The sequence below is a fragment of the Hyalangium minutum genome (genome assembly GCF_000737315.1).
Lineage (GTDB): Bacteria > Myxococcota > Myxococcia > Myxococcales > Myxococcaceae > Hyalangium > Hyalangium minutum.
On the sequence record NZ_JMCB01000006.1, the window covers coordinates 260,729 to 284,934 of the forward strand.

The window sequence follows — 24,206 nt, forward strand, 5'->3', positions numbered from 1 at the left end:
ATGAGCCCCCCGTTCGAGGACGACCTGGGTCCATCAGGCGAGTTGGAGTGGGCTCGGCTGAAGCGGCAGGTGGAACTGGCCGAGGGATTCTGGCTCGGTTTCATCTTCGCCCCGAGCGCAAGGGCCACGGCGGCACTACGTCAGAGAACGGAGCGGTTACTTCGGGGACGAACGCGCTCGCTCAGCTACTTTGCCCCGGCAGGCTCAGACGAGTTGCCGACAGTGCTGGCTTCACTACTCTCCAAGCCCGAGCATGCATCGGCTGGCGCGTGCTGGATCGAGGCATTGCAGGAGGATCCAGGGGATGGGTCCGCTCAGCCATGGCACGACTCCTGGCTGGAGTTGGTATCACGCATGAACGAGCGCCGGGATGCCATTCGGCGGCACCTCGGCGGCGGACTCATCCTGGTGTCGTCTCCACGGATGAAGCCGCTGTTTCGCGAAGCTGCCTCTGATCTATGGGCGATCAGGGCGCTGGTCATCGAGTTCCAGCCCGGAGAGCAGCTCGCTCATGAATCACATGAGCCCAGGCACTCACTTTGGGAGTCTCAAACGCCGCCCGAGTGGACACTGGCGACGAAGGACCTCGCTTACATCCTGGCAGAGACGGGGAGGCTTTTAGCCAAGCCACATGCACGTGAGACGCCCCAGGCGATCGATGTCCTAGTACGGAGAGCTGCTGCTTTGACCGCCGCAGGCGAGACGGGAGAGGCCCTACAAGACGCGCGGCAAGCCATGAACCTCTTGCGACGCCATCAAGGCCGTGTTTCCACACAACAACAGGTGGCTGTGCTGGAAACGCTCGCGCGAGCCGAAAAGGCCCATGGAGACCTGGATGCCGCTGCAGATCATTTCAGCAGAGCTGCGAAGTTCCTGAAGCCAGCGAGCAACAGGCATCGACTTCTGTTGCTTGACGAAGTCGCGAGCATCTCGCGTGAGCGAGGAGATCTCAGCCTCGCGAGTGACACATACACCGAGGCCCTCGCCCTCAGCCGCCAGCTGCGCTCCTCCCTCGGCGATTCCCCCACTGCCTTGCGCGACCTCTCCGTCTCTCTCGAAAGGATGGGAGACGTGCGCCTCGACCTCGGCGACCTGAACGCTGCGGCTGCTGCCTACGAAGAATCCCTCGCCCTCAGACGCCAGCTGCGCTCCTCCCTCGGCGATTCCCCCACTGCTTTGCGCGACCTCTCTGTCTCTCTCAATAAAGTGGGCGATGTGCGCCGCGACCTTAGCGACCTGAACGCTTCGGCCGCCGCCTACGAAGAATCCCTCGCCCTCAGACGCCAGTTGCGCTCCTCCCTCGGCGATTCCCCCACTGCCCTGCGCGACCTCTCCGTTTCTCTCACCAAGATGGGAGACGTGCGCCGCGACCTCGGCGACCTGAATGCTGCGGCCGCCGCTTACGAAGAATCCCTCGCCCTCTGCCGTCAACTGCGCTCCTCCCTCGGCGATTCCCCCGCTGCCCTGCGCGACCTCTCCGTCTCTCTTACCAAGATGGGAGACGCTCGCCGCGACCTCGGCGACCTGAATGTTGCGGCCGCCGCCTACGAAGAATCCCTCGCCCTCAGTCGCCACCTGCGCTCCTCCCTCAGCGATTCCCCCACTGCTCTGCGCGATCTCTCCATCTCTCTCAATGGAGTGGGAGACGTGCGCCGCGACCTCGGCGACCTGAACGCTGCGGCCGCCGCTTACGAAGAATCCCTCGCCCTCTGCCGCCAGCTGCGCTCCTCCCTCGGCGATTCCCCCACTGCCTTGCGCGACCTCTCCGTCTCTCTCACCAGGGTGGGAGACGTGCGCCGCGACCTCGGCGACCTGAATGCTGCGACCGCGGCCTACGAGGAATTCCTCGCCCTCTGCCGCCAGCTGCGCTCCTCCCTCGGCGATTCCCCCGCTGCCCTGCGCGACCTCTCCGTCTCTCTCGAAAAGGTGGGCGACGCGCGCCTCGACCTCGGCGACCTGAACGCTGCGGCTGCTGCCTACGAAGAATCCCTCGCCCTCAGACGCCAGCTGCGCTCCTCCCTCGGCGATTCCCCCACTGCTTTGCGCGACCTCTCTGTCTCTCTCAATAAAGTGGGCGATGTGCGCCGCGACCTTAGCGACCTGAACGCTTCGGCCGCCGCTTACGAAGAATCCCTCGCCCTCTGCCGCCAGCTGCGCTCCTCCCTCGGCGATTCCCCCGCTGCCCTGCGCGACCTCTCCGTTTCTCTCACCAAGATGGGAGACGTGCGCCGCGACCTCGGCGACCTGAATGCTGCGGCCGCCGCTTACGAAGAATCCCTCGCCCTCTGCCGCCAACTGCGCTCCTCCCTCGGCGATTCCCCCACTGCCTTACGCAACCTCTCCGTCTCTCTCACCAAGATGGGAGACGTGCGCCGCGACCTCGGCGACCTGAACGCTGCGGCTGCTGCCTACGAAGAATCCCTCGCCCTCTGCCGCCAGTTGCGTTCCTCCCTTGGCGATTCCCCCACTGCCTTGCGCGACCTCTCTGTCTCTCTCAATAAAGTGGGCGATGTGCGCCGCGACCTTAGCGACTTGAACGCTGCGGCCGCCGCCCACGAAGAATCCCTCGCCCTCAGACGCCAGTTGCGCTCCTCCCTCGGCGATTCCCCCACTGCCTTGCGCGACCTCTCCGTTTCTCTCACCAAGATGGGAGACGTGCGCCGCGACCTCGGCGACCTGAATGCTGCGGCCGCCGCTTACGAAGAAGCCCTCGCCCTCTGCCGTCAACTGCGCTCCTCCCTCGGCGATTCCCTCGCTGTCCTGCGCGACCTCTCCGTCTCTCTTACCAAGATGGGAGACGCTCGCCGCGACCTCGGCGACCTGAATGTTGCGGCCGCCGCCTACGAAGAATCCCTCGCCCTCAGTCGCCACCTGCGCTCCTCCCTCAGCGATTCCCTCACCGCTCTGCGCGATCTCTCCATCTCTTTCAATAGAGTGGGAGACGTGCGCCGCGACCTTAGCGACCTGAACGCTGCGGCCGCCGCTTACGAGGAATCCCTCGCCCTCTGCCGTCAGCTGCGCTCTTCCTGCGGCAATTCTCCCACCGCTCTGCGCGACCTCTCTGTCTCTCTTAACAAGGTGGGCGACGTGCGCCTTGACCTCGGCGACCTGAGCGCTGCGACTGCGGCCTTCGAGGAATCCCTCGCCCTCTGCCGTCAGCTGCGGTCCATCATGGGCGACACTCCGGATATGCGCCACCTGCTTATCTACGTCCTCACCCAGCTAAGTGACACGCGGCAATCGATGGGAGAGGGGGAGGCCAGTCAGGCTGCTCTCCGCGAGGCCTCCTCGCTCAGGGCGTCTTCCGAGCAGTAATTCTCGCTCGCCCTGCCACTCGCTTGAGCAAAAATGTGGGGTAAATCGCTAGGGTCTCCTCAAATCGCCTTAACCCGCCCTACTCTTGGCGGCGGCGGCGCGCAGCGCCCAGGACCAGCACCAGCGTCAAGGCGCCTACTCCTGCCCCGGGCGAAGCTCCGCACCCGCAGCCCACCTCGAACACCGAAGGTGACGTCACTCCGCCGGTTGAGGACGCTGTCACATCGAAGCGGTTGGGCGTGGACTGTAGGCTGTAGGACCCCAGTTCCTCCGCCGAGGCCCACAGTTCATGTGCACCTTCGGCGAGATCCGCGGGCACGTCGTACACAAAGGCCCCCGTGCTGTCCGCTGTCACCTGCGCATACTCCGTCCCCTCCAGGAACAGATGAACGGAGACTCCCGGTTGCGCAGTGCCTTCGATGCGAGGCTTCCGCGCCACGCCCGTGGCACCATTCGCGGGCTGGGTCAGCACGGGCGCCGAGGGCACTCGGAAAGGCTGTGAGTACGTGGTCTCGGAACCGTAGGCGGCACCGGAATCGATCGTGCTCGGGCCCGCCCCAAAGGGGCCACCGGCCGCCGTCGACTGGCCGGGATAGCCCGCGACCACCGAGACCTTGCACGCGATGAACTCGCCCTGCAGCAGGACGACGCCACCGCCACCGCCTCCGCCAGGCCCCGATTCATTCGTCACGTTGCGGGTGTCTCCGCCCGCTCCGCCCGAGGCCTGCACGAGACCACACGTCAGCGTCCGCTCGGCGCGCAGGGAGATGGCACCGCCCGCACCTCCACCTCCCGCACCGTCATCGCCCGCGGAGGCTACATAGTCCGCGGAGGCGCCCATGGCGCTGAACCGGCCTGTCCCCACCACATCTCTCGCACGGATGAGAACCACCCCACCGCCCGCCGCCCCTGGAGTGCCTACATCCACATGGCCGCTTCCGCCCCCGCCTCCGCCTCCAAAGACGAGGCGCTCGTAGGGCAGATAGACCAGGGGAGCACCTCCCAGCCCTCCCACGTCATCCGGCTGCGGCAGCCGTCCGAGAGAGTACCCTCCCTGGCCTCCCGCCCCCGAGTGGCCTCCGCCTCCTCCGCCCGAGCTGTGGCAGTTGCCCGCCCCGCCCGCGTTGGCCAGGTTCCCCCGTCCCCCCGCGATACCGAAGCGCCCAGCCACCAGCCCCTCTCCTTTATAGGAGCTGCCCACCCCCGGAGCCTCATCGAGCGCCGTGCAACCTTCGCCTGCCAGGTGGTTGATGAACGCGCCGCCACGGAAGCCCGCGCCATCGGCGCCGATGAGCCCTCCATTGGTCAGCGTGCCCGTGGCCATCAGCGCCAGGATGCCACCCGCGCTCCCATTCCAGGGCACTGCCTTCAGCGAGCCGTCCTCGACCACCAAAACATCCGTGTACTCGGGCACGTTCACCACTTGGGCCGCGCTGGCCGCATAGCTCCTCTGCAGCGGCGCGGTCAGCCGCAGCGAGGCCTCTGTCGCCGCCTCCACCCGTGCGTATTCGAACCGTCCCACCGGACTGGCTTCGAGCGGGATGGCCGCTGCATCTCCCGAGGCCGGTGCGGGCAGCAGGCCCGTGGACTGATGCACGAGCACCAGCTCGCCCGCCTTGAAGGCTCCCGCGTTGGAGATCGTCAGCTCCTTCGTTCCAGCCGCCGCGTTCGCGGTGAGCGCTCCCACGTGGTTGATGACCCTGTTCGGGCTCAACACCTGCAACACGCCATCCCGGCCGGTACCGAGCCCGAAGGTGTCCGGCTCGGCCAGCGCACCACCCGCAAGGAGCCATCCAGCCAAGAAAAGGGGGATTCGCATGAGGCGATGGTGCCTCAGCGCACCGAGACCGGTCGAGTCTCTGCTCAGCCGACGCGCCGCACGATGAACTCGCAGTAGGGGGCCCCGTCGTGCATACACTGCTTCTCCTTCACGTCCGCGCGTTGCCCCAGCGCAAGAGCCAGCCCTCGCACGAGGCCGATGCCCATCCCGCACATCTTCCGGGGCGAGGCGTACACGACACGCACTGTGGAGGCATCCACGCGGTGGCAATCCAATCGGGACGGCTGGGCGTGCGGATCCTTGCGTACCTTCTCGTGGATGCGCTCGACGTTCTCGACCACTTCGAGGATGCCCCACCCGGGCTGGATGACTCCCCGGTAGATCTTCATGAGCCCGGGGACGATGAACTCACCGAAGTCCTCGAGTAGGAACCTCACGGAGCGCCCCATCACCCGCGAGGCCGCGTGGACGAGCGCTCCCACCTCTTCATCCGGGTAGCTCTGGAAGGCCAAGTAGATCCGCGAGGGGAGCTTCGCCTCTTTGACGAGCGTCTCCCAGCCCTGCTCGCCCATGCGCTCCTGCGCATAGGTGCGGAGCTGGTTGAAGATGATGCCGTGCATATGCCTGCCTTGTTCGACCCCGCAGGGTTCGAGGCGCGCCCTACCCGCTCACGCCTGCCCCATCTTCCCACGGGGCTCGGAGCAGCCGTCAGGCACTCTCTGTGAGGCTCTGGAGGGACCGCGCGTTCATAGGAGCGAAGAAGGGCTGGCGCAGCAGCCGGGACACCGAGCGCTTGTCCACGCACAGCAACTGGAGCGAGTCCGCCCACTCGCCGAGCACGGCGATGGCGCGCACGTCCGGCGCCTCGCGGTAGAGATCATTCAGGTTGTGCACCAGCGCGCTCAGGTCCTCCACCTCCCAGCGCTCGGTGAGTTCGCCCACCAGCACGTGCAGTTCCAGCGTGCCGCGCTCGCGGACATCCACGAGCTTGAAGCTCCGGGCCGCGCCGCCCATGGCCAGCGTGAGTGGACCGACGAGCTCATCCGGGCGGACGCCCAACGCCACCGAGAGGCCTCCGTGAAGCAGGCCCGCGTCACACAGGCGCAGGAGCGCCACGTGCGGAGGCTCGCCTGGGACGATGACCTCGGCGGCGGCCGAGCGGTCCTTCAAGAGGCGCTCTCGGGCGAGTGTGTCGATCTGGGAGGCCATGGCACGCACCCTACCGCTCTCGCGCTCACAAGGGGGGCGCGACGAGCGTAGGAGCCTCCAGCAGCCGACACACCCTGGCGGCGCAGGGCTCCGTGCTGCTCCAGGAATCCACCTCGGGGGTTCATCTCGACAGTTCATCGAGTCGAGTCGAGAATCCCTCCCAAGGAGCACTGAGGACATGGTGAAGCGGAGAGATGGCCGTTCTCAATCTCGATTCAGCGATCGACATGAGGATCTGCTGACAGCCGCCGAAGCGGCGGAGCTGCTGGGGGTGAAGCGGGCAACGCTCTACACCTATGTGAGCCGTGGGCTCGTGCGCTGTGTCCCCGAAGCGGGCACCAAGGAGAACCGCTACGTCCGCATGGACCTGGAGCGGCTGAAGACCCGGCATGATGCACGGGCGGGCCATGCGGCAGTGGCCTCGGCAGCCCTGCGCTGGGGTGAGCCGGTGATCGACTCCTCCATCTCCCGCATCAGCCCGGAGGGGCTGGAGTACCGCAAGCACCTGGCGGTGGAGCTGGCGGTGCAGGGATGTTCCTTCGAGCAGGTGGCGGAGCTGCTGTGGACGGGTGAGCTGCCCTCCGCACCCGTCCGCTGGCCCGCGCTGGAGCTGCCCTTCCCCCCTTCTTCGATCTTGGGGCTGCTGCCACGGGACGCTCCACCCCTCACGGCCTTGTCAGCCCTGGTGCCACTGCTGGGAGCTTCGGACGCGGCGCGCTTCGCCTCACCCCCCGAGCAGGAGCGGCTGCGAGCCCGGCGTCTCTTGCGCCATCTGGGAGCCTGGGTGGGCGGAGTCCGAGGCGCCTCGCGAGTCGCCCAGGCGTTGAAGGAAGACACTGTGGCGGCCTCTCTGGCACGCGCGTGGGGCGTGGAGGTGAAGAAGGCAGCGGGGCCGCTGGACCGGGCGCTGGTGCTGTGCGCGGACCACGAGCTGAACGTGTCGGCCTTCACGGCGCGCGTGGTGGCCTCCTCGGGCGCGGACCTGTACGCATGCGTGGGCGCGGCGCTGGCGGCATTGTCAGGCCCACGGCATGGAGGCTCCTGCGATCGCATCGAGGCGCTGATGCAGGAGGCCGGCCACCCCGAGCGCGCTGCCACGGTGGTGCGCGAGCGGCTGCGCCGAGGCGAGTCCGTGCCGGGCTTTGGCCACCCGCTCTATCCGAAGGGTGATCCCCGCACGCCTCCCCTGTTGGAGGCAGCCTGGGCTGTGCGTCCGGAGCCTGCGGCGGTGCGGGTGGTGCGAGCCGTCGCCGAGGCCATGGGCGAGGCCGGGCACCCTCTGCCCACCATCGACTTCGGGCTGGTGGCGCTGTCCGCGGCACTGGGGCTGCCACCGGGAGCAGCGGCCGCAGTGTTCGCAGTGGGACGCGGCGCGGGCTGGGTGGCCCACGTCCTGGAGCAGCGTGAGCAGGGCCACCTCCTGCGCCCCCGCGCGAGGTACGTGGAGCCTCCTCCCCGAGGTGTCGCACCCGAGCCGTAGCGCTCACGGCCTCACGCAGCGAGCGTTCACGGATGGTCACGAAGCGGCGGACATCGAGCGGTGGCGGACACTCGCGGGCAGCGTTAAACGGCGCTCCCTCCCCTCTTGGTGCCCTGACAGGAAGATTCGCCTCCATGTTCCGCGTCCCTCGTCTGAACTCCCTCCCGTTGGTGCTGGTGCTGCTGGGCGCTCCGCTCGCCTGCTTGGACACGATCGAGCCAGGCGAGGGCGTGGAGCCCCTCCCCGAGAATGACAGTGGCCGCCGCGACCTGACCTTCGCGTTCGACCCTGATCAGTCCAACTGGACCGGGGGCTATTCAGACTTCGCGGCCGGCCAGGACCCGCAGAACATCCACTTCATCCTCCGGCGAGACACGACCCCCGTGGGGACGGACCGGCAGAGCGGCGCGATGTTCGTCTCGAGCACGAACGTGAGCGATGACCTGTTCACGTTCATCACGCAGCAGGTGAGCCGGCTGAAGCCGAACACGCCCTACGCGCTCACCTTCGAGGTGGAGCTGGCCAGCAACGCCCCTCGCCGCTGCCCGAGCGTGAACGGCTCACCGGGCGAGGACGTGTTCCTCAAGGTGGGCGCCTCGCTCGTGCAGCCCGCTGCCGTGACGGACACGAACACGCAGCAGGTCCGCCTCAACGTGGACAAGGGCAACCAGTCGGTGGGCGGCGAGAACGCGCAGACCCTGGGGGACATCGCCACCGACTCGGAGCAGTGCTTCAACACACCGTATCGGATCATCACCCGCGACAACGTGGGCAACCCGCTCCGCATCACCACGGACGCCAATGGCCGGCTGTGGCTGTTCGTGGGCACGGACTCGGAATACTTCGGAACCACCGAGCTCTACTACGACGTCATCCACGTGGTGCTGGAGCCCTCCTGAATTCGAGCGGGCTTGGCCCGTCCAAGGAGACGAAATCGGGCTCGCCCGCTCTGGAGGATTCTCTTGGCTGCTCTCTCCCTCCGCTCCCTCATGCTCGCCAGCTTGCTCCTGGGCCTGTCGTCCGGCTGCTCGGGTGCGCTCGACGAGCCAGACGATGGCACCGGCCGCCGCGACCTGCTCTTCACCTTCGACTCGGGCACGCAGGACTGGACCGGCAACTTCACGGACCTCGCGTCGAGCCAGGTCAATGACGTTGGCTTCCTGGTCGAGCGCAGAGCGCTCCCCACCGAGACCGGCCTCCCAGGCGGCGCGCTCTTCGTCTCGGGGAGGAACCCGAGCGATGACCTGTTCATGTTCATCACCACCCCCGTCACGGGGCTGCTCCCGAGCACCCCCTACGCCGTCACCTTCGAGCTGGAGCTGGTCAGCAACGGGCCCACGGGCTGCGTGGGCGTGGGCGGCTCGCCGGGTGAGAGCGTCTTCGTGAAGGCCGGCGCGGCCCCGGTCCAGCCGGACCGGGTCCTGGACTCCCGCGGCCACTACGCGCTCAACGTGGACAAGGGAAACCAGGCGAGCGAGGGAGCCAACGCCGTCATGGTGGGAGACATCGCCAACGGCTCGACGGACTGCACGAACCCGCCCTACCGCCCCATCACCCGCGACAACCGGAGCCGACCGCTCCGCGTCACCAGCGACGCCCAGGGAACACTCTGGCTGTTCGTGGGCACGGACTCTGGTTACGAGAGCACGACCTCGCTCTATTACGACACGATTCGCGTCGTCCTCGAGCCCGCCGCGCAATAGGGTGGGGCCATGGAAGAGAGGCGCTTTTACCCCCCCTGGCTGCTCATCTTGCGGATGCTCGGCACCGCGGCCCTGCTCGGCGCGGTGGTGACCCTGGCGCGAAAGAGCGTGGGCCCACCGTGGCTCGGGTTCGCGCTCATCGGCGCGTTCTTCATCCTGCGGCTGGTGGCCGAGTGGACGCTCGCGGTGCGCTTCCCGGATCCCGAGGGGCGGCACAAGCGCTCCGCCATCCTCAACACCTTCATCACCATCGCCGTCACCGCGTTCTGGTTCTACCTCCAGAAGCGCGGCATCCGGCTGGGGTGAGCGGCGCTACACGTTGAAGCGGAAGTGCATGCAGTCGCCGTCCTGGACGACGTACTCCTTGCCTTCCACGCGCAGCAGGCCCTTCTCCTTCACGGCCGCCTCGCTGCCGAGCTTGATCAGGTCCTCGTAGCGCATCACCTCGGCCTTGATGAAGCCGCGCTCGAAGTCCGTGTGGATGACGCCCGCGGCCTGCGGGGCCTTGAAGCCCTTGTGAATCGTCCAGGCCCGGCACTCCTGCTCGCCCACCGTGAAGTACGTCCACAGGCCCAAGAGCTTGTAGCCCGCGCGCACCACCCGGTGCAGACCCGGCTCCTTCAGCCCGGCGCTCTCCAGGAAGCCCGAACGCTCCTCCTCGGGCAGCTGCTGGATCTCCGCCTCCATGGCCGCGGCCAGCACCACCACCTCCGCGCCCTCCTTCGCCGCCATCTCCTTCACCGCGCGCACGTGCGGCGACTCATCTTCCTTGCCGATCTGGTTCTCGGCGATGTTCGCCACGTACAGCACCGGCTTGTCCGTCAGCAGGAACAGCTCGCGGATGGCCGCGTGCTCCTCCTCGTTGAGCTTCTGCCCGCGAACGGTGATGGCGTTGTCCAGCCCGGCCTTGATCTTGTCCAGCAGCGCCAGCTCCGCCTTGGCCTCATCACCGGCCTTGCCGCCCATCTTCGCGTTGCGCTGGGCGCGCTCGCGGCGCTTCTCCACCGTCTCCAGGTCCTTGAGGCACAGCTCCGTGTCCACCACGTCCCGGTCCCGCACCGGGCTCACGCCGCCTTCCACGTGGGTGACGTTCTCGTCCTCGAAGCAGCGCAGCACGTGCAGCACCGCGTCCACCTGGCGGATGTTGGCCAGGAACTGGTTGCCCAGGCCCTCGCCCTTGGAGGCGCCGCGCACCAGGCCGGCGATGTCCACGAACTCCAGCGAGGTGGGCACCTTCTTCAGCGGCTTGATGAGGGCCGACAGCTTGTCCAGCCGCTCGTCCGGCACGGGGACCACGCCCACGTTCGGCTCGATGGTGCAGAACGGGTAGTTGGCCGCCTGCGCGCCGGCGGCGGACAGGGCGTTGAAGAGGGTGGACTTGCCCACGTTGGGCAGCCCGACGATACCAATGGAGAGACCCATGACGGTTCCTTGGAACAGCGCGGGCGGCGGGCCGCTTCCCGGCGAGCCGGACTAGGCGCGCGTGGAGGGGTTGCTGGCGGGCGCCGGCAGGCCCTTGACGAACTGCTCGGCCAGCGCGCGGTGCTTGGCGTCATCCATCCGCTCGGAGATGAGCTTGCCCGCCACCTCCATGGCCAGGTCCACCGCCATGGAGCGGACCTCGGCAATCGCCTTGGCCTTCTGGTCCTCAATCTCGCGGCGAGCCTGGGCCTTGAACTCCTCGGCCTCCTTGCGGCTCTTGGCCATCAGCTCCTCGCGGTACTTCTCCACGTCCTGCTGGTTCTTGCGCATCATCTCCGCGGCCTCACGGCGGGCCTCGGCGATGGCCGTCTTCTGGTCCGCCAGGAGCTTCTCGGCCTCGGCGCGCTCCTTCTTGGCGCTCTCGATGGCGTTGGCGATCTGCTTCTCGCGCTCCTCGACCAGGGAGAGGATGGGGCCCCAGGCCTTCCAGCGCAGCACGAAGAACACGAGGGCGAAGGTGATGAGGGTCCAGAAGATGAGGCCCGGGCGGACCTCCAGGAAGCTGGCGGCGAGGAGGAGGGTGTTCATCGGGTTCATCCTTCGCGAGAAGGAAAGGAGGGGACTGCGAGAGGACTGCTGACTTCAACCTGCTGAAGGCCGAGGCTCCCGAAGCGGAGCGGGCCTGAGGCACGGCGCCCGCGGGGTGCGAGCGCCGGCCGGGGAGAATCCTGCTTAGGTCTTGGTGGCCAGCAGGATGCAGATCACCAGCGCGAACAGCGTGGCGCCTTCGATGAGGGCCGCGGCGATGATCATGGAGGTGCGGATGTCGCCACCGGCGGCGGGCTGACGGCCCGTGGCCTCCATGGCGGCGGCGGCGAGCTTACCGATGCCGAGGGCGGCGCCGATGATGGAGAGGCCAGCGCCGATACCGGCGGCCAGGAACGCGAGAGCAAGGTTGGTCATGGAAGCACTTCTTCTTTCGTGAGGTAGGACCCTCTTAGTGGGGGGGTCGTGATTCCCTTTTGGACTACCTCCGGCGGCCTTTCGAACCGCCGGGTTCTGACCGGGGCCCCGTGGCTACCGGGTGCCCCGCTAACTGGGGTGACTAGCCGTGAGCGCGGCCGTGGTCGTGGTTGTGAGCGCCCTCGGGGTGCTCTTCGCCGTGCGCGTGGTCATGCTGGTGGCCCTGCGCCACGCCCATGCCGATGAAGAGGGCCGAGAGCATGGTGAACACGTAGGCCTGCACGAAGGCGACGAAGAGCTCCAGGAAGTAGATGCCCATGGCGAAGGGCACGGCCACCAGGCCCACCGCCGCGCTGCCCATCAGGAAGATGAGGCCCAGCAGGAAGAAGATGACGATGTGGCCCGCCAGCATGTTGGCGAAGAGACGCATCGTGAGGGCGAAGGGCTTGGTGAACAGGCCCAGGATTTCCACCGGAATCATGATGGGCCACAGCCACCAGGCCACGCCGCCCGTCAGGTGGGCCAGGTACCCGCCAATGCCCGCCGCGCGGATGGCGGCCGCCTGGGTGACGATGAAGGTGAGCAGGGCCAGGGCGCAGGTGACGGCGATGTTGCCCGTGGCCGTCGCCATCCAGGGGAACAGGCCCAGCAGGTTCATGAAGAGGATGAAGAAGAACGCCGTGAGCAGGTAGGGCACGTAGCGCGGGCCCTCCTTCTCACCAATGTTCTTGATGGCCAGCTCGTCCCGGACGAACACCACCAGCATCTCGAAGAGGTTGGCGCCCGCCCCGCGCGGCACCAGCTTGGTCTTGTCGCGGTTGCTCCAGATGAGGATGGAGCCCACCAGCAGCGCCGCCGACAGGAACATCATCAACGTGTGCTTGGTGATGGAGAGGTCCAGGCAGCCCTGGCTCAGGCCCGGGTGCGCCGCTCCATGGCCCTCGGAGGGCACATCGCCGTGCTCGGCGCCCGGCACCGTGCAGGCCCCCTCCTTCAGGGGGATGAGGATCTGCGGCAGGTGGATGACCTTGTGGTGATCGCTCAGGGGGATTTCGAACTCGTACTCGGGCGAGTCCGACACGTGGTGGAGGATGTACTCCGCCACGTTCGGCTTCTCGTGCTCCGCGCCGCCCTCGGCAGGCTCCGCCCCGGAGGCGAACACCGCGCCCGCGAACAGACTGGCGATCAGGACCATTGCCTTGCGCATCACTTGTCTCCGCCCGCCGCATCCTTGGACGCGGCGATCAGGTAACTGAACTCCACCACCTGCAGCACCAGGTAGACGCCGAAGAATCCGGCGACGAACCCCCACGGCCCCATTCCCCGCGACACCATCGCGTACAGCCCCGCCGCCACCGCCACCGCCCGGAGCGCGAACACCAGGCCCACCACCTTCAACGCCGCCGAGAGGCTGCGTTGCACCGCCCGCCGCTTGAACACCAGGGACACCGCCCCGGTCACCGACGCCAACACCGTGCCCACCAGCGCTGGCCACCGGTTCTCCGGCGTCTGCGGCAGCGCCGCCGCCAGCGCGATTCCCACCACCGCCACCCCTACCGCCACCGCCGCGTGGTTCTGGAAGGTCTCCCCAGCCCCGTCCTTCACTTCTTCTTCCCCAGCCGGTTCATCTCACGGAGGAACCCATAGAAGCCCACCGAGATCCCCACCACGCTCAACACCACCAGCAGCCAGGGCTTCGTCCCCAGCCACCGGTCCAGCAACAGCCCGCCCAGCACGCCCACCACCGCCCCGCCCACCATCTTCCAGACCGCGGAGATGTAGGGCATCGCCTCCTGCATCTGCCGGGCGGTCGAGCCCAGTTCCTGGTCCCTCTGGCCCTTCTGACCCGGCTTCCGGGGCTCCTCTGCCATCGGCCGCCTCACCAACTCCCGGGAAAACCTCAGGTTTCCACCCCCACGCCCCGCCCACCGATCCACGCGCGCGCGCCGCTTAGCACTGAAGGCGCGGCGTGTGCAATCGCTACCGCTCGGTAGGGGCCAAACCGGCACCAGCCAGGGTTGGGGCTACTGGAAGCCCAGCTTGATGAAGTTGACGTCAAACGAAACGTTCGGGGTGCCCGCATCGCTGGGCTCGATGAGGATCTCCACCCGCTTGACGTGCCGCAGGTCCAAGGCATTGCTGCGCTCGATCCACCCCCCCGCGCTACCCCGGCCGATGGGGAGCACGGTGTTCACCTCGACGCCGGCATAGGGAAGCAGGGGGTTGGTGCCCCCATCCATGGCCGGCACGTAGCGGGCAAATCCGCTCTCACTGCACAGGATGATCACCGGCTGGCGGTGGGGAGACCAGGGAGGGTTCCCGTTGCCGGCCATGCGGTGATCGAACCGGACGGCCAGGTTGTTGTTGGCGCGCGTCAGGTCCCAGGTGCCGGGCGCCTCGAACCAGGCCGCATGCGAGGTGGGGCGCGAGCCGCTCCACACATTGCTGGCGGAGAAGGACTCAGGCAGGCCCCCATCCCAGAACCGGAGGCAGCTGGGGTTCAGGCCGCTGAAGTTGGCGCGGGTGTCCACCGCGCCGCGAGCGCCCGTGGAGGCCAGCAGCAGCAGATCCGCGGGGCCGCCACAGTCCGGGCGCTCATCCACCCCGCTCCTGCAGTTGTTGTCCACGCCGTCGCACACGTCCAACGCGTCCGGGTTGTTCAGGGCGTTGAGGTCGTCACAGTCGGCGGAGTTGGCGACATAGCCAGGGGGTTGCACGCACGCCTGCTGCCTCATGTCCTGGCGGCCGAAGCCGTCACCGTCCGCGTCGCGGTACCACGTCTCCGTGACTCCCTCGTCGGCGTAGCTGTCGCAGTCGTCGTCGGCGTTGTTGCACTCTTCCGGAGCTCCTGGATAGACGCGAGGGTTGAGCGGCTGGCAGTCGTCCGGAGCGGCCACGTAGCCCGCGGAGGGCCTGCACAGGATGCGCGGCTGGGCCGTGTCGCCATAGCCGTCATTGTCCTCGTCGCGGTAGTAGACGCCTCCGTCGAAGCCCTCGTCGAACTGGCCATCGCAGTCGTTGTCGAGGCCATCGCACTGCTCGGGCGCGCCGGGGAAGAAGAGGCTGCCACCGGCCGCGGGGTTGTCGTTGCAGTCGTCCGAGTTGGTGACGACGCGGATGGACTCGGGCAGAGCGCAGCGGAGGGTGGGCTGGGTGAGGTTGCCGTAGCCGTCCTCGTCCTCATCCCGGAAGTAGCGGGTGGCGGTGCCACCGTCGGCACAGGTACCGCCATCCAGCACCCGGGCGAGGCAGAGCGGAGTGCCCCGCTCGGAGCAGCAGACGCCGTCATCACAGACGAGGCCGCCCTCCCCACACTCGGAGTCATCCGAGCAGCGGTAGTAGCCGTCCTGCCGAGGCGCCTCATAGCAGGCGCCCGCGAGCGCGAGGCTCACGCCGAGGACGAAGAGCGCGAAGCGGGCAAGGCGTTGCGGAGAGGTGGACATGGGCGCCGGAGACTCCTGTGGGGGCGCCCATGGTACCCGACTTGAGGTGTCCCCTTAATCGTCCGAGGACACCAGGTCGAAGACGAAGAGGCCCACGCCCACGGCGCTCAGCCCCCCGCCCGCGCCGAGCAGCACATTGCCCGTGCGCGCGTAGCGGTCTGACTTGTCATACGCCGCCTGCGCCTCCGGAAACCGGGAGCACATCCGGCCCGCGTCCATGCACGGCTCCACTCCTTTGATTGCATTGCGCGACAGCCCCCCCGCCACCAACGAGCCCGCCAGCGCCACCGCCCCCACGCTGAACGTCACATAGGAGGCCACCCGCAGCCCCTTGCCCCGAGCCGCTGTGCCCATCACGCCCCCTGCCGTCTGCCCGGGAGGCGTCAGGCGCAGCCGGGCGCCCTCGGGCACCCACTCACGCGACAGAGCCGCCTCGCCCGACGGCAACAACAGATCCACCTCGTGCGGCCCCGCCGTCACCGGCACCACCGGCCCCGAGGAAGTCTGCGCCCGTCCATCCACCCGCAGGCGCGCGGCGTCCGCCTCCACCACCAGCCCGCCCCACCCCTTGCGCACGAACCCGGGCACCAGCGCCGCCACCCCTGGCCTCAGGGCTCCCTTCAGATCCGCCGTCGACGCCCCCGGCACCCGGCGCCGCACTGCCGCGCCCCCTGCCCCATCCACCCACGTGGCCTCCACGTCGACCGTGCCCTTCCGCGCGGGCGTCACCGTCAGGAACAGGCCCTGCTCGGCCTTCACCTCCGAGAGCATCGCGCGCAGGCAGGCTTCATCTCCGCACTTCCGGGACAGGCCCGACACCGGACTCACCGTGAGGGCCGTCAGCTCGCGGGCCAGCTCCGCCCCCGCGCCCAGCACGAGCTGCGCCTCCGTGGAACCCAGCCCGCCCCCATCGAGGACTCGCACCGCAAGCCGCTCGGCGGCGGATACAGGCAAGGCAACCAGCAGCGGAAGCAGGCGCAGGAGCGTCTTCACGGGGCCTGACTCTAGACCAACGGCGCGAGCCCTCGCCTCTCTCCTCCAAGAGTCGCCACCACCCCCGTCCCATCGCCAGCTTCACCCTGGACGCTTGCGCACGAAGGAGGACTCCATGGCGAAGCCGCTCCACCTCACCTCACCCCGCTTCCGGGATGGCGACCCCATCCCCATCGCCTTCACCGCCGAGGGAGAGGACAAGGCCCCGCCCCTGAACTGGGGCGAAGTCCCACCCGGCACCCGCAGCCTGGCCCTCATGGTCGAGGACCCGGATGCCCCCGACCCTCGGCACCCCCAGCGCACCTGGTGCCACTGGATCCTCTACAATCTCCCACCTGGCACCCGAGGCCTCCCGGAGGGCGCCAGCCCGGACACCCTCCCCCCCGGCTCCCATGAGGGCCTCAATGACTGGCAGCGGCCGGGCTACGGAGGGCCCTGTCCCCCCATCGGCCGTCATCGCTATTTTTACCGCCTGTATGCGTTGGATACCGTGCTGGCAGACCTGGGCTCGCCCACCCGCGCCCAGTTCCTGGCCGCCATCCGGGGCCACGTGCTCGCCGAGGCAGAGCTGATCGGCACCTACGAGAAGACCCACCCCCACGTCAGCGCCTGATCCACCGCCGCCTTCCCTCCCGGCCAGCATCCGGGAGGGCGGGTGTCTTCCCTCCATGCGCCGAGGGTGCAATGGTCCTGGCTCGTGACGACGTCCTCCGAAGCCGGCGCGCAATACCGTCACTTCGACGCCCTGCCTCTCGGACTGGGAGTTATCCGTGAGGGACGGTTCGTCTACGCCAACGCGTCCCTGCTGGAGCTGCTGGGACGCAAGCCCGACGAGCTGCTGGGGCGCACCGTCGCGGAGGTGGTCTCCCTCCGCCCAGGCAACGAATTCCTGGCAGACCGGCACCTGCGCCGCATGCGCGGTGAGCAGGTCCCCGCCGTCTACGAGTTCACCCTGAGGACGCCCGCGGGCGAGCAGCGGCGGCTGGAGATCTCCGTCACCATCGAGGGCCAGGACGCCGTCGTGCTCCTGCGCGACGTGAGCGCCCGCGCCCACCACCGCTCCGTGCTCCAGCGCATGGCGGAGCTCGGCGCCGGGCTGCCCGGCATGCGCACCGAGCAGGAGGTGCTCACCCGTGTCTTCGATGGGCTCGCCGAGCTGGGGTTCACCTTCGCCTACGTGATGCCCCTGGGAGACCAGGCGCTGCTGGAGCGGCTCTACGTCCCCCCCGAGTTCTCCCAGGAGCCGGCGAGCAGCGCCTGGGCCGAGGGCCTGCGGCTGACGGGCTCCTGGTCCCCGCTGCTGGAGCGGACGTGGAAGGAGGGCTCGGCCTATGACGCCGAGTTCGCCGTGGAGGCCTCGCGCTTCGCCAAGGGTGAAATCTCCGACGAGGTGCAGTCCCGCCTGAAGGAGGCGGGGCTCCACGTGATTGGGGTGCGCATCGAGGTGAGCGGCATGCGCCGCGCGGTGCTCGTGGTGGCGGCGCCCTGGCTGCGCGAGGAGGAGCTGCCCCCGCTGCGGCTCTTCGGCGCCCAGGTGTCCGCGGCGCTCGACGCGGCGCTCACCATCTCCCAGCTCTCCGCGCAGAACACCTCCCTGGCCGCGCTCAACCGCCTGGCCTCCACGGCCGCCACCGCCCAGGAGCCCCGGGACTTCTTCGGCCCCGGCGCCAAGGAAATCACCCGCCTGCTGGACTGCGACGCCCTGGGCCTCTTCCTGCGCAGGGACGGCTCCGAGGAGATGGAGCTGGTGCATGCCCAGGGGCTGGACGTGCAGGGCGCGGACTACTACGGCCGCATGCCCACGCGCGGCAGCCTCTCCGGCCAGGCCATGGAGCAGGGCTCGGCCCTGGTGCTCGAGGTGGAGTCCTCCACCGGCCTGACGCGCGAGCACATGGAGCGCCTGGGCTACTCCACCGTGGCGGTGGTGCCGCTGCGCGTGCGCTCGCGGCTGGTGGGCACGCTCATGGTCGCCTTCCGCAAGCGCCGCGGCCTCACCCACCTGGAGCGCGAAACCCTCCAGGCCATGGGCGCCCACTTCGCCGCCGCCACAGAGTCCCACCGGCTCCTCACCGAGGTGCGCCGCCGCGCCGATGACTTGGCCCTCATCCACGAGGTGGGCCGCAACATGGTGGCCACCGTGGAGATGGACCTGCTGATGCGCATCGGCGTGGAGGGCCTGGCGCTCATCGCCCGCGCCCCGGATGCGTTCCTCTTCCTGCTGGATGCCAGGAGCCAGCGGCTGGAGCTCCGGGCCGCCGTCCACAAGATGGAGCTGCTCGGGTACGAGCTGCCGCTGTGGCCGCCCGACAACTCGCTCGCCGTCAAGGCGTTCCACACGCGCATGCCCATCATCATGGAGGACGCGGGCAAGGAGCCCGGCCTCCACCCGGTGGGCCGCACCCTCATGGGCGTCACCGCCGGGCTGGTGCTCCCGCTGGTGGTCCGCGAGCGCGTCATCGGCGTGGCCTTCATCACCGAGACGAGCGGGCCGCGCCGCTTCACGGACTCCGAGGTGGAGCGCGCCTCCGCCATCACCAACCAGCTCGCGCTGGCGCTGGAGCAGGCCCGCCTCATCGAGGACCTCAAGAAGAGCTACGCGGAGCTGGCCCGCACCCAGGAGCAGCTCGTGCAGCGCGAGCGGCTCGCGGCCCTGGGCGAACTGGCCGCCGTGGTGGCCCACGAGGTGCGCAACCCCCTGGGCGCCATCTTCAACTCCGTCTCCTATATCCGCCGCCTCATCGGCGCCGAGCACCCCGCGCTGCACATGGTGGACATCGTCGGCGAGGAGGCGGAACGGCTCAACCGCATCGTGGATGATCTGCTGGACTTCGCACGCCCGCCCTCGCCGTCGCCCACGCCCGTGCCGCTGCAGCGGATGCTGGAGGAGTCGGTGAACGCGGCGCTGGCGGATGCCACCGGCCCGGTGGAGGTGGCGTGGTTCGTCGAGGCCCTGGTGCCAGTGCTGGTGGACGAGCGGATGATCCGCCAGGCCTTCCTCAACATCGCGCTCAACGCCGTGCAGGCCATGCCGAAGGGCGGCACGCTGCGCGTCACCGTGCGCCGCGCCGCCCGCACCGAGGTGCTGTTGGAGTTCACCGACACGGGCCCCGGCATCCCCGCGGACCTGCGCGCCCGCATCTTCGAGCCCTTCTTCACCACCAAGGCCAAGGGCACCGGGCTCGGGCTGGCCATCGTCAAGCGCATCGTCGAGTCCCACTCCGGCCACGTGGCGCTCGAGTCCGAGCCCGGCCAAGGCACCACCTTCCGCCTCTACCTGCCCTGCGAGCCCGGGGCCACGCTCACGCTCCTGCCCGCGGGCGCGTGACGCATCAGGACAAAACAACCATCGACTCAATGCGTCGTCATCACAGCTGCGATGCAGTTGATGTTTGATTCAGTTTTCAAGTGATCATTTTTCACGCGGAGTCTACCTTGCTCGCCCTCCCCCACAAGAAGAGAGGGCTCATGCGCAAGCAGCGTCTTGGAAGTCTCGCCTGCGGACTCCTGGTTTTGTCTGTCTTTGGATGCGAAGCCATGGCTCCGGCCGACGCGCCGCTGGAAGAAGCACCCGAGGTGGCGCAGGTCCAGAGCCGGCTCACGGCGGTGACTGGCTTCGGCACCAACCCGGGCGCGCTGAGGATGTACAAGTACGTGCCCGCGAACATGCCGGCCAACGCGCCGCTGGTGGTCGCCATGCACGGCTGTACACAGACGGCGGCGGCGTATGAGGCCACCGGGTGGACGGCGCTGGCCGACATCCTCAAGTTCTACGTCGTCTACCCGGAGCAGGTGAGCAGCAACAACCAGAACGCCTGCTTCAACTGGTTCGAGCCGGGCGACATCACCCGGGGCCAGGGCGAGGCGCTCTCCATCAAGCAGATGGTGGACGCCATGAAGGCGGCGCACTCCATCGACGCCAGCCGCGTCTTCGTCACCGGCCTGTCCGCTGGCGCCGCCATGACGCACGTGATGGCCGCCACCTACCCGGACGTCTTCTCCGCCGGCGCGGTGATGGCGGGCATCCCGTACAAGTGCGCCACCTCCATGACGGACGCCTTCACCTGCATGAGCCCAGGCGTGGACAAGACGCCCACGGCCTGGAGGGATTTGGTGAAGGGCGCCTACTCTGGCTACACGGGCAGCTATCCGCGCATGTCCCTCTGGCACGGCACCTCCGACTACGTGGTGAAGAACACCAACCAGACGGAGGGGGTGGAGCAGTGGACGGCGGTCCACGGCATCGACATGACGGCGGACGTCAGCGACACCGTCGCCGGCTACCCCCACAAGGTCTACCAGGACGCGGCCGGCAAGGCCCTGGTGGAGACGTACGCCATCACCGGCATGGGCCACGGCACCGCCATTGATCCGGCCACCAAGTTCCCCGGCACCAGTGTGGCGTGCGGCACCGCGGGCGCCTACGTGCTCGACACGGACATCTGCTCTACGTGGCAGGTGGCGAAGTTCTTCGGGCTCGACAACTCCGACACGGCCGCGCCCTCCGTCAGCCTCACCGCACCCGCCAATAACGCCAGCGTGAGTGGCACCGTGCAGGTGACGGCCAGCGCCTCGGACAACGTGGGCGTCTCCAAAGTGGAGTTCTTCATCGACAACACCCTGGTGGGAACCGACACGGCCTCGCCCTACGCCTACGCGTGGAACAGCGCCGCCGCCACCAACGGCACCCACGTGCTGGTGGCCAAGGCCCATGACGCGGCCGGAAACACCGCCACCTCCGCCTCCATCTCCGTCAACGTCTCCGGCGGCATCTCCGACACCACCGCCCCCACCGTGAGCATCACCTTCCCCACCCACGGCTCCACCGTCGCGGGCGCGGTGGACATCACCGCCACCGCCTCGGATGACACCGGTGTGACGAAGGTCGAGTTCCTCATCGACGGCACCGTTGTAGGCCAGGGCGTCTCCGCACAGCAGGCAGGCCCCTATGTCTTCAGCTGGAACACCACCTCGTATGCCGCCGGCAGCCACTCGCTCACCGCGCGGGCCTATGACGCGGCGGGCAACAGCGCCACCGCCCCCTCGGTGACGGTGACGGTGGATCAGAACTCGGTGAACTTCGTCGAGCGCTTCTCCAACAACGGCCCGGACAAGGCCGGATGGACCCTGACGGAGTGGGCGCTGGACGCCAGCGACCAGACGGGCACCACCGGCAGCAAGTCCATCCTCGGCTCGGCCGTGCCTGCCTTCAACACCGTTACCAAGACGGCCACCGTCAGCCTCACCCTGAGCTCCAACCCGCGCCTCACCTACTGGCGCAAGCTGGACCTGTACGGCGCCAACATCTCCGCCTCGGCCAGCTTCAGGGTCGTCCTCAATGATGGCACCGACCATGTGGTGGACTCCGCCACCAAGAGCGGCCTGGGCGCCCTCGCCGAGTCCACCTGGACGCAGCGCGCGAACATCGACTTGTCCGCGTACGCGGGCCGCGCCGTGACGCTGAAGTTCATCGTCACCGCCACGGACACCGGCTCTACCACCAGCCGCGCCAAGGCCTGGGTGGACAGCATCACCGTGGGCCCGCCCTCCACGGCGCTCGACGTGAGCGCCCCCACCGTGAACGTGACGGCCCCCGCCGCCAGCGCCACCCTCAGCGGCACGGTGGACGTGACGGCCAGCGCCTCGGACAGCTCCGGCATCAGCAAGGTGGAGTTCTACGTGGACGGCGCGCTGGCGGAGACCGACACCGCCTCGCCCTTCGTCTTCACCTGGAACACCGCCCTCGTGGCCAATGGCACCCACACACTCATGGCCAAGGCCTACGACGCGGCCAACAACATCAGCACCGACAACGACACCTCCATCACCGTGAGCAACGCCGCCGGAGGCACCACCACCGCCACCTTCGCCAGCATCGCGGCGGAGGATGGCTACGTGAAGGCCAACGCGGACGGCTCCTCCGCTGCGGTGGGCACCTTCTCCACCCCGGCCCTCGGCAAGGGCGCCGACGCGCTGCTCAACCGCGCCTTCTTCTCCTTCGACACCTCCGCGCTCCCGGACACGGCCACGATTGTCCGGGCCTCACTGAAGGTGACGCTGTCCTCGGCCTCGGGAGACCCCTGGGCGGACCCCACGGGCAACACCCTCACCCTTGATCTGAAGAACGGCACCTTCGGCGCAGCCACCACCGAGACGTCGGACTTCACCGCCACCGCCACCGCCACCGACGTGGCCGACATGGTCAAGTTCACCACCGGCGCTCAGAGCTCCACGGACTTCAACACCTCGGGCCTGGCCGCCATCAACAAGACCGGCAAGACGCAGGCCCGGCTCCGCTTCTCGCTGAACCCCACCGGCACCCGCTACCTCTTCCTCACCGAGGGCTCCGGCGCCGTCCTCACCGTGGAGTACAAGTAGCCCCCGCACTGTCTGATCAGCGTCTGATCCCAAACGGATTCCGGCCCTGTCCGAAAACAGGACAGGGCTGGAGCGTGGATTATCCACTGTTCAAGGTTTTCTCGATTCGGTCGTAAGTTCTTGTTTTCACGAGGGAATTTCGAGGCTCACCGGATTCAGGGGGGTAGACTTACATTCTCTCTAAAACGCGGTGGAGCAGCCGTGTCTCGTGGCCAAAAAACCTACATGGGGCTTAACGCGTTGTGAGAATGAGTCGTTTCAGCTGTTTGCGGGGGGATTCTCGGAGACCGAGAGTTGGCATGAGGGGTGCTTAAGGGAGACACGAGCCCCACTCGCCCCCGTTGGGGAGGAGAGACCCCCATGATGAACCCGTTCACGCTGAAGCGCCTGCAGGCAATGACTCTGAGCTCCTTCATGATGCTGGCTGCCGCCGGCTGTGGGGGCGAGACAGCTCCGGACGAGCAGCCGGTCATCGATGATGAGACCACGACGGACGAGACGTGGGATGCGGAGCAGCAGGCGACGCTGGGCAGCACGGTGCTCGGCGCGTACCTGTTCACCAAGGAGACCTTCAACGGCAACGGCCGCACCTGCGCCACCTGCCACACGCTGGCCAACGGCGGCCTGACGCCCGCGCAGGCGCAGGCCATCTACGCCAAGAACAAGAAGGACCCCCTGTTCCGCCCCATCGACAGCGATGACGGCACGGGCGCCAGCTACAAGCAGCTGCTCACCCACGCGACGGTGACGGTGGACATCGACCTGCCGGCGAACGTGCGGCTGGCTGACAACCCCACGGCGCGCACCGTGAAGCTGCGCCGCGCCATCCCCAGCACGTTCGACAGCCCGCGGTTCGACCCGGCCATCATGTGGGACGGCCGTGAGCCGACGCTGCAGCTGCAGGCCCAGCACGCCATCGCGGGCCACGCCCAGGCCAAGCGGGCGCCCAACCAGACGGAGCTGAACGCCCTGGTGGACTTCGAGAAGGCGCTGTTCTCCTCGAAGCAGACGTTTGACTACGCGCTGACCGGCAAGGCGCCGGCGCTGCCCACGGGCAAGACCGAGTCCGAGAAGCGCGGCAAGGCGTTCTTCGCCGAGACGGGCCTGTGCGGTGGCTGCCACTTCGGCGCGCTGCTCAACGAGACCTCGCAGTTCAACCCCATGGGCCTGCCGGCGGGCTTCCACTTCGGCAGCGCGCTGGTGTCCGAGCTCAACGTGGCGCAGAACCCCGTGCGCGAGTACATCGTCAAGAATCCGGACGGCACCGAGGCCCACGTGATGTCGCCTGACCCGGGCCAGATGCTGGTGACGGGCGTGCCGCAGATGGCCGGCCTGTTCAAGATGGTGTCGCTGCGCAACCTGAAGAACAGCGCGCCGTACTTCCACGACAACTCCGCGAAGACCATCGAGCAGATCACCCAGCAGTACAAGATGCTGATGGACGTGGCCGGCATCCCCTACACGCAGCAGGATCTGACCGACATCACGGCTTACATGAAGCTGCTCTAGTCCCCGAACGTCGG

Annotated in this window: 20 protein-coding genes; 9 read left to right on the forward strand and 11 right to left on the reverse strand. The window is 68.1% G+C overall.

All coding sequences use genetic code 11. The features are described 5' to 3' along the window. Complete coding sequence (locus DB31_RS48835) at positions 1-3,315, forward strand: tetratricopeptide repeat protein (protein ID WP_157232014.1); 3,315 nt, start codon at positions 1-3, stop codon at positions 3,313-3,315. 79 nt (positions 3,316-3,394) lie between these two features. Here the strand turns inward: DB31_RS48835 and agmC are convergent, their stop codons facing one another. The 3 genes from agmC to DB31_RS16530 all read right to left on the reverse strand — a co-directional run bounded on the left by agmC (position 3,395) and on the right by DB31_RS16530 (position 6,304). Then, positions 3,395-5,134, reverse strand: a complete 1,740-nt coding sequence (agmC, locus tag DB31_RS48840) for an adventurous gliding motility protein AgmC (RefSeq protein ID WP_052420013.1) — start codon at positions 5,132-5,134, stop codon at positions 3,395-3,397. Positions 5,135-5,178: 44 nt separating this feature from the next. Further along, positions 5,179-5,715, reverse strand: a complete 537-nt coding sequence (locus DB31_RS16525) for a heme NO-binding domain-containing protein (RefSeq protein ID WP_044188597.1) — start codon at positions 5,713-5,715, stop codon at positions 5,179-5,181. An 88-nt stretch (positions 5,716-5,803) separates the two neighbouring features. After that, positions 5,804-6,304: a hypothetical protein gene (locus DB31_RS16530; RefSeq protein WP_044188598.1), complete on the reverse strand. Its 501-nt coding sequence runs from the start codon at positions 6,302-6,304 to the stop codon at positions 5,804-5,806. Between the two features lie 178 nt (positions 6,305-6,482). Between DB31_RS16530 and DB31_RS16535 the strand changes: the two genes are divergently transcribed. The 4 genes from DB31_RS16535 to DB31_RS16550 all read left to right on the forward strand — a co-directional run bounded on the left by DB31_RS16535 (position 6,483) and on the right by DB31_RS16550 (position 9,793). Next, positions 6,483-7,784: a citrate synthase family protein gene (locus DB31_RS16535; RefSeq protein ID WP_044188600.1), complete on the forward strand. Its 1,302-nt coding sequence runs from the start codon at positions 6,483-6,485 to the stop codon at positions 7,782-7,784. Between the two features lie 134 nt (positions 7,785-7,918). Beyond that, a complete protein-coding gene (locus DB31_RS44855; protein ID WP_052420014.1) occupies positions 7,919-8,683 on the forward strand; it encodes a hypothetical protein in 765 nt (254 codons plus the stop codon). Between the two features lie 63 nt (positions 8,684-8,746). Continuing rightward, a complete protein-coding gene (locus DB31_RS16545) occupies positions 8,747-9,487 on the forward strand; it encodes a hypothetical protein (protein WP_157232015.1) in 741 nt (246 codons plus the stop codon). A 9-nt stretch (positions 9,488-9,496) separates the two neighbouring features. Further along, positions 9,497-9,793 (forward strand): hypothetical protein, encoded by a 297-nt coding sequence (locus DB31_RS16550; RefSeq protein WP_052420016.1) that lies wholly within the window; start codon positions 9,497-9,499, stop codon positions 9,791-9,793. A 6-nt stretch (positions 9,794-9,799) separates the two neighbouring features. On the opposite strand, the gene ychF is transcribed toward DB31_RS16550, so the two are convergent. From ychF to DB31_RS16590, 8 genes are all read right to left on the reverse strand, one after another. Further along, entirely contained in the window at positions 9,800-10,909 is a 1,110-nt protein-coding gene (gene ychF, locus DB31_RS16555; RefSeq protein ID WP_044188601.1) for a redox-regulated ATPase YchF, read from the reverse strand. Between the two features lie 51 nt (positions 10,910-10,960). Next, positions 10,961-11,497, reverse strand: coding sequence for a F0F1 ATP synthase subunit B (gene atpF / locus DB31_RS16560; protein WP_052420017.1), 537 nt, complete (start codon positions 11,495-11,497; stop codon positions 10,961-10,963). 144 nt (positions 11,498-11,641) lie between these two features. Further along, positions 11,642-11,872, reverse strand: a complete 231-nt coding sequence (locus DB31_RS16565; RefSeq protein ID WP_044188605.1) for an ATP synthase F0 subunit C — start codon at positions 11,870-11,872, stop codon at positions 11,642-11,644. A 142-nt stretch (positions 11,873-12,014) separates the two neighbouring features. Next, positions 12,015-13,079: a F0F1 ATP synthase subunit A gene (gene atpB, locus DB31_RS16570; protein ID WP_044188608.1), complete on the reverse strand. Its 1,065-nt coding sequence runs from the start codon at positions 13,077-13,079 to the stop codon at positions 12,015-12,017. Next, complete coding sequence (locus DB31_RS16575) at positions 13,079-13,477, reverse strand: hypothetical protein (protein ID WP_044188610.1); 399 nt, start codon at positions 13,475-13,477, stop codon at positions 13,079-13,081. Before DB31_RS16575 ends, atpB begins: the two co-directional genes overlap by 1 nt. Beyond that, positions 13,474-13,743 carry an AtpZ/AtpI family protein gene (locus DB31_RS16580; RefSeq protein WP_157232016.1) on the reverse strand — a complete coding sequence of 90 codons (270 nt, stop codon included), beginning with the start codon at positions 13,741-13,743 and terminating at the stop codon, positions 13,474-13,476. Before DB31_RS16580 ends, DB31_RS16575 begins: the two co-directional genes overlap by 4 nt. Positions 13,744-13,896: 153 nt before the next feature. Next, positions 13,897-15,315: a putative metal-binding motif-containing protein gene (locus DB31_RS16585; protein ID WP_044188616.1), complete on the reverse strand. Its 1,419-nt coding sequence runs from the start codon at positions 15,313-15,315 to the stop codon at positions 13,897-13,899. Positions 15,316-15,369: 54 nt separating this feature from the next. Continuing rightward, on the reverse strand, positions 15,370-16,308 hold the full coding sequence (locus DB31_RS16590; protein WP_044188619.1) for a hypothetical protein: 939 nt from the start codon (positions 16,306-16,308) through the stop codon (positions 15,370-15,372). Between the two features lie 115 nt (positions 16,309-16,423). On the opposite strand from DB31_RS16590, the gene DB31_RS16595 reads away from it, so the two are divergent. The 4 genes from DB31_RS16595 (at position 16,424) to DB31_RS16615 (ending at position 24,192) form a co-directional block, all read left to right on the forward strand. Continuing rightward, a complete protein-coding gene (locus DB31_RS16595) occupies positions 16,424-16,921 on the forward strand; it encodes a YbhB/YbcL family Raf kinase inhibitor-like protein (protein WP_044188621.1) in 498 nt (165 codons plus the stop codon). 84 nt (positions 16,922-17,005) lie between these two features. Then, a complete protein-coding gene (locus DB31_RS16600) occupies positions 17,006-19,633 on the forward strand; it encodes an ATP-binding protein (protein WP_044188622.1) in 2,628 nt (875 codons plus the stop codon). Positions 19,634-19,842: 209 nt separating this feature from the next. Then, complete coding sequence (locus DB31_RS16605) at positions 19,843-22,683, forward strand: extracellular catalytic domain type 1 short-chain-length polyhydroxyalkanoate depolymerase (RefSeq protein ID WP_240486732.1); 2,841 nt, start codon at positions 19,843-19,845, stop codon at positions 22,681-22,683. A 360-nt stretch (positions 22,684-23,043) separates the two neighbouring features. Then, positions 23,044-24,192, forward strand: coding sequence for a cytochrome c peroxidase (locus DB31_RS16615; protein WP_044188625.1), 1,149 nt, complete (start codon positions 23,044-23,046; stop codon positions 24,190-24,192). Positions 24,193-24,206 lie beyond the last annotated feature (14 nt).

Coding starts and splice junctions, on each gene's coding strand:
- DB31_RS16595 (WP_044188621.1), top strand. CDS start 16,424: ATGGCGAAGCCGCTCCACCTCACCTCACCCCGCTTCCGGGATGGCGAC.
- DB31_RS48835 (WP_157232014.1), top strand. CDS start 1: ATGAGCCCCCCGTTCGAGGACGACCTGGGTCCATCAGGCGAGTTGGAG.
- DB31_RS16615 (WP_044188625.1), top strand. CDS start 23,044: ATGATGAACCCGTTCACGCTGAAGCGCCTGCAGGCAATGACTCTGAGC.
- DB31_RS16535 (WP_044188600.1), top strand. CDS start 6,483: ATGGTGAAGCGGAGAGATGGCCGTTCTCAATCTCGATTCAGCGATCGA.
- DB31_RS44855 (WP_052420014.1), top strand. CDS start 7,919: ATGTTCCGCGTCCCTCGTCTGAACTCCCTCCCGTTGGTGCTGGTGCTG.
- DB31_RS16565 (WP_044188605.1), bottom strand. CDS start 11,872: ATGACCAACCTTGCTCTCGCGTTCCTGGCCGCCGGTATCGGCGCTGGC.
- DB31_RS16525 (WP_044188597.1), bottom strand. CDS start 5,715: ATGCACGGCATCATCTTCAACCAGCTCCGCACCTATGCGCAGGAGCGC.
- atpB (WP_044188608.1), bottom strand. CDS start 13,079: ATGCGCAAGGCAATGGTCCTGATCGCCAGTCTGTTCGCGGGCGCGGTG.
- DB31_RS16580 (WP_157232016.1), bottom strand. CDS start 13,743: ATGGCAGAGGAGCCCCGGAAGCCGGGTCAGAAGGGCCAGAGGGACCAG.
- ychF (WP_044188601.1), bottom strand. CDS start 10,909: ATGGGTCTCTCCATTGGTATCGTCGGGCTGCCCAACGTGGGCAAGTCC.
- DB31_RS16530 (WP_044188598.1), bottom strand. CDS start 6,304: ATGGCCTCCCAGATCGACACACTCGCCCGAGAGCGCCTCTTGAAGGAC.
- DB31_RS16550 (WP_052420016.1), top strand. CDS start 9,497: ATGGAAGAGAGGCGCTTTTACCCCCCCTGGCTGCTCATCTTGCGGATG.
- agmC (WP_052420013.1), bottom strand. CDS start 5,134: ATGCGAATCCCCCTTTTCTTGGCTGGATGGCTCCTTGCGGGTGGTGCG.
- DB31_RS16605 (WP_240486732.1), top strand. CDS start 19,843: ATGGCTCCGGCCGACGCGCCGCTGGAAGAAGCACCCGAGGTGGCGCAG.
- DB31_RS16585 (WP_044188616.1), bottom strand. CDS start 15,315: ATGTCCACCTCTCCGCAACGCCTTGCCCGCTTCGCGCTCTTCGTCCTC.
- atpF (WP_052420017.1), bottom strand. CDS start 11,497: ATGAACACCCTCCTCCTCGCCGCCAGCTTCCTGGAGGTCCGCCCGGGC.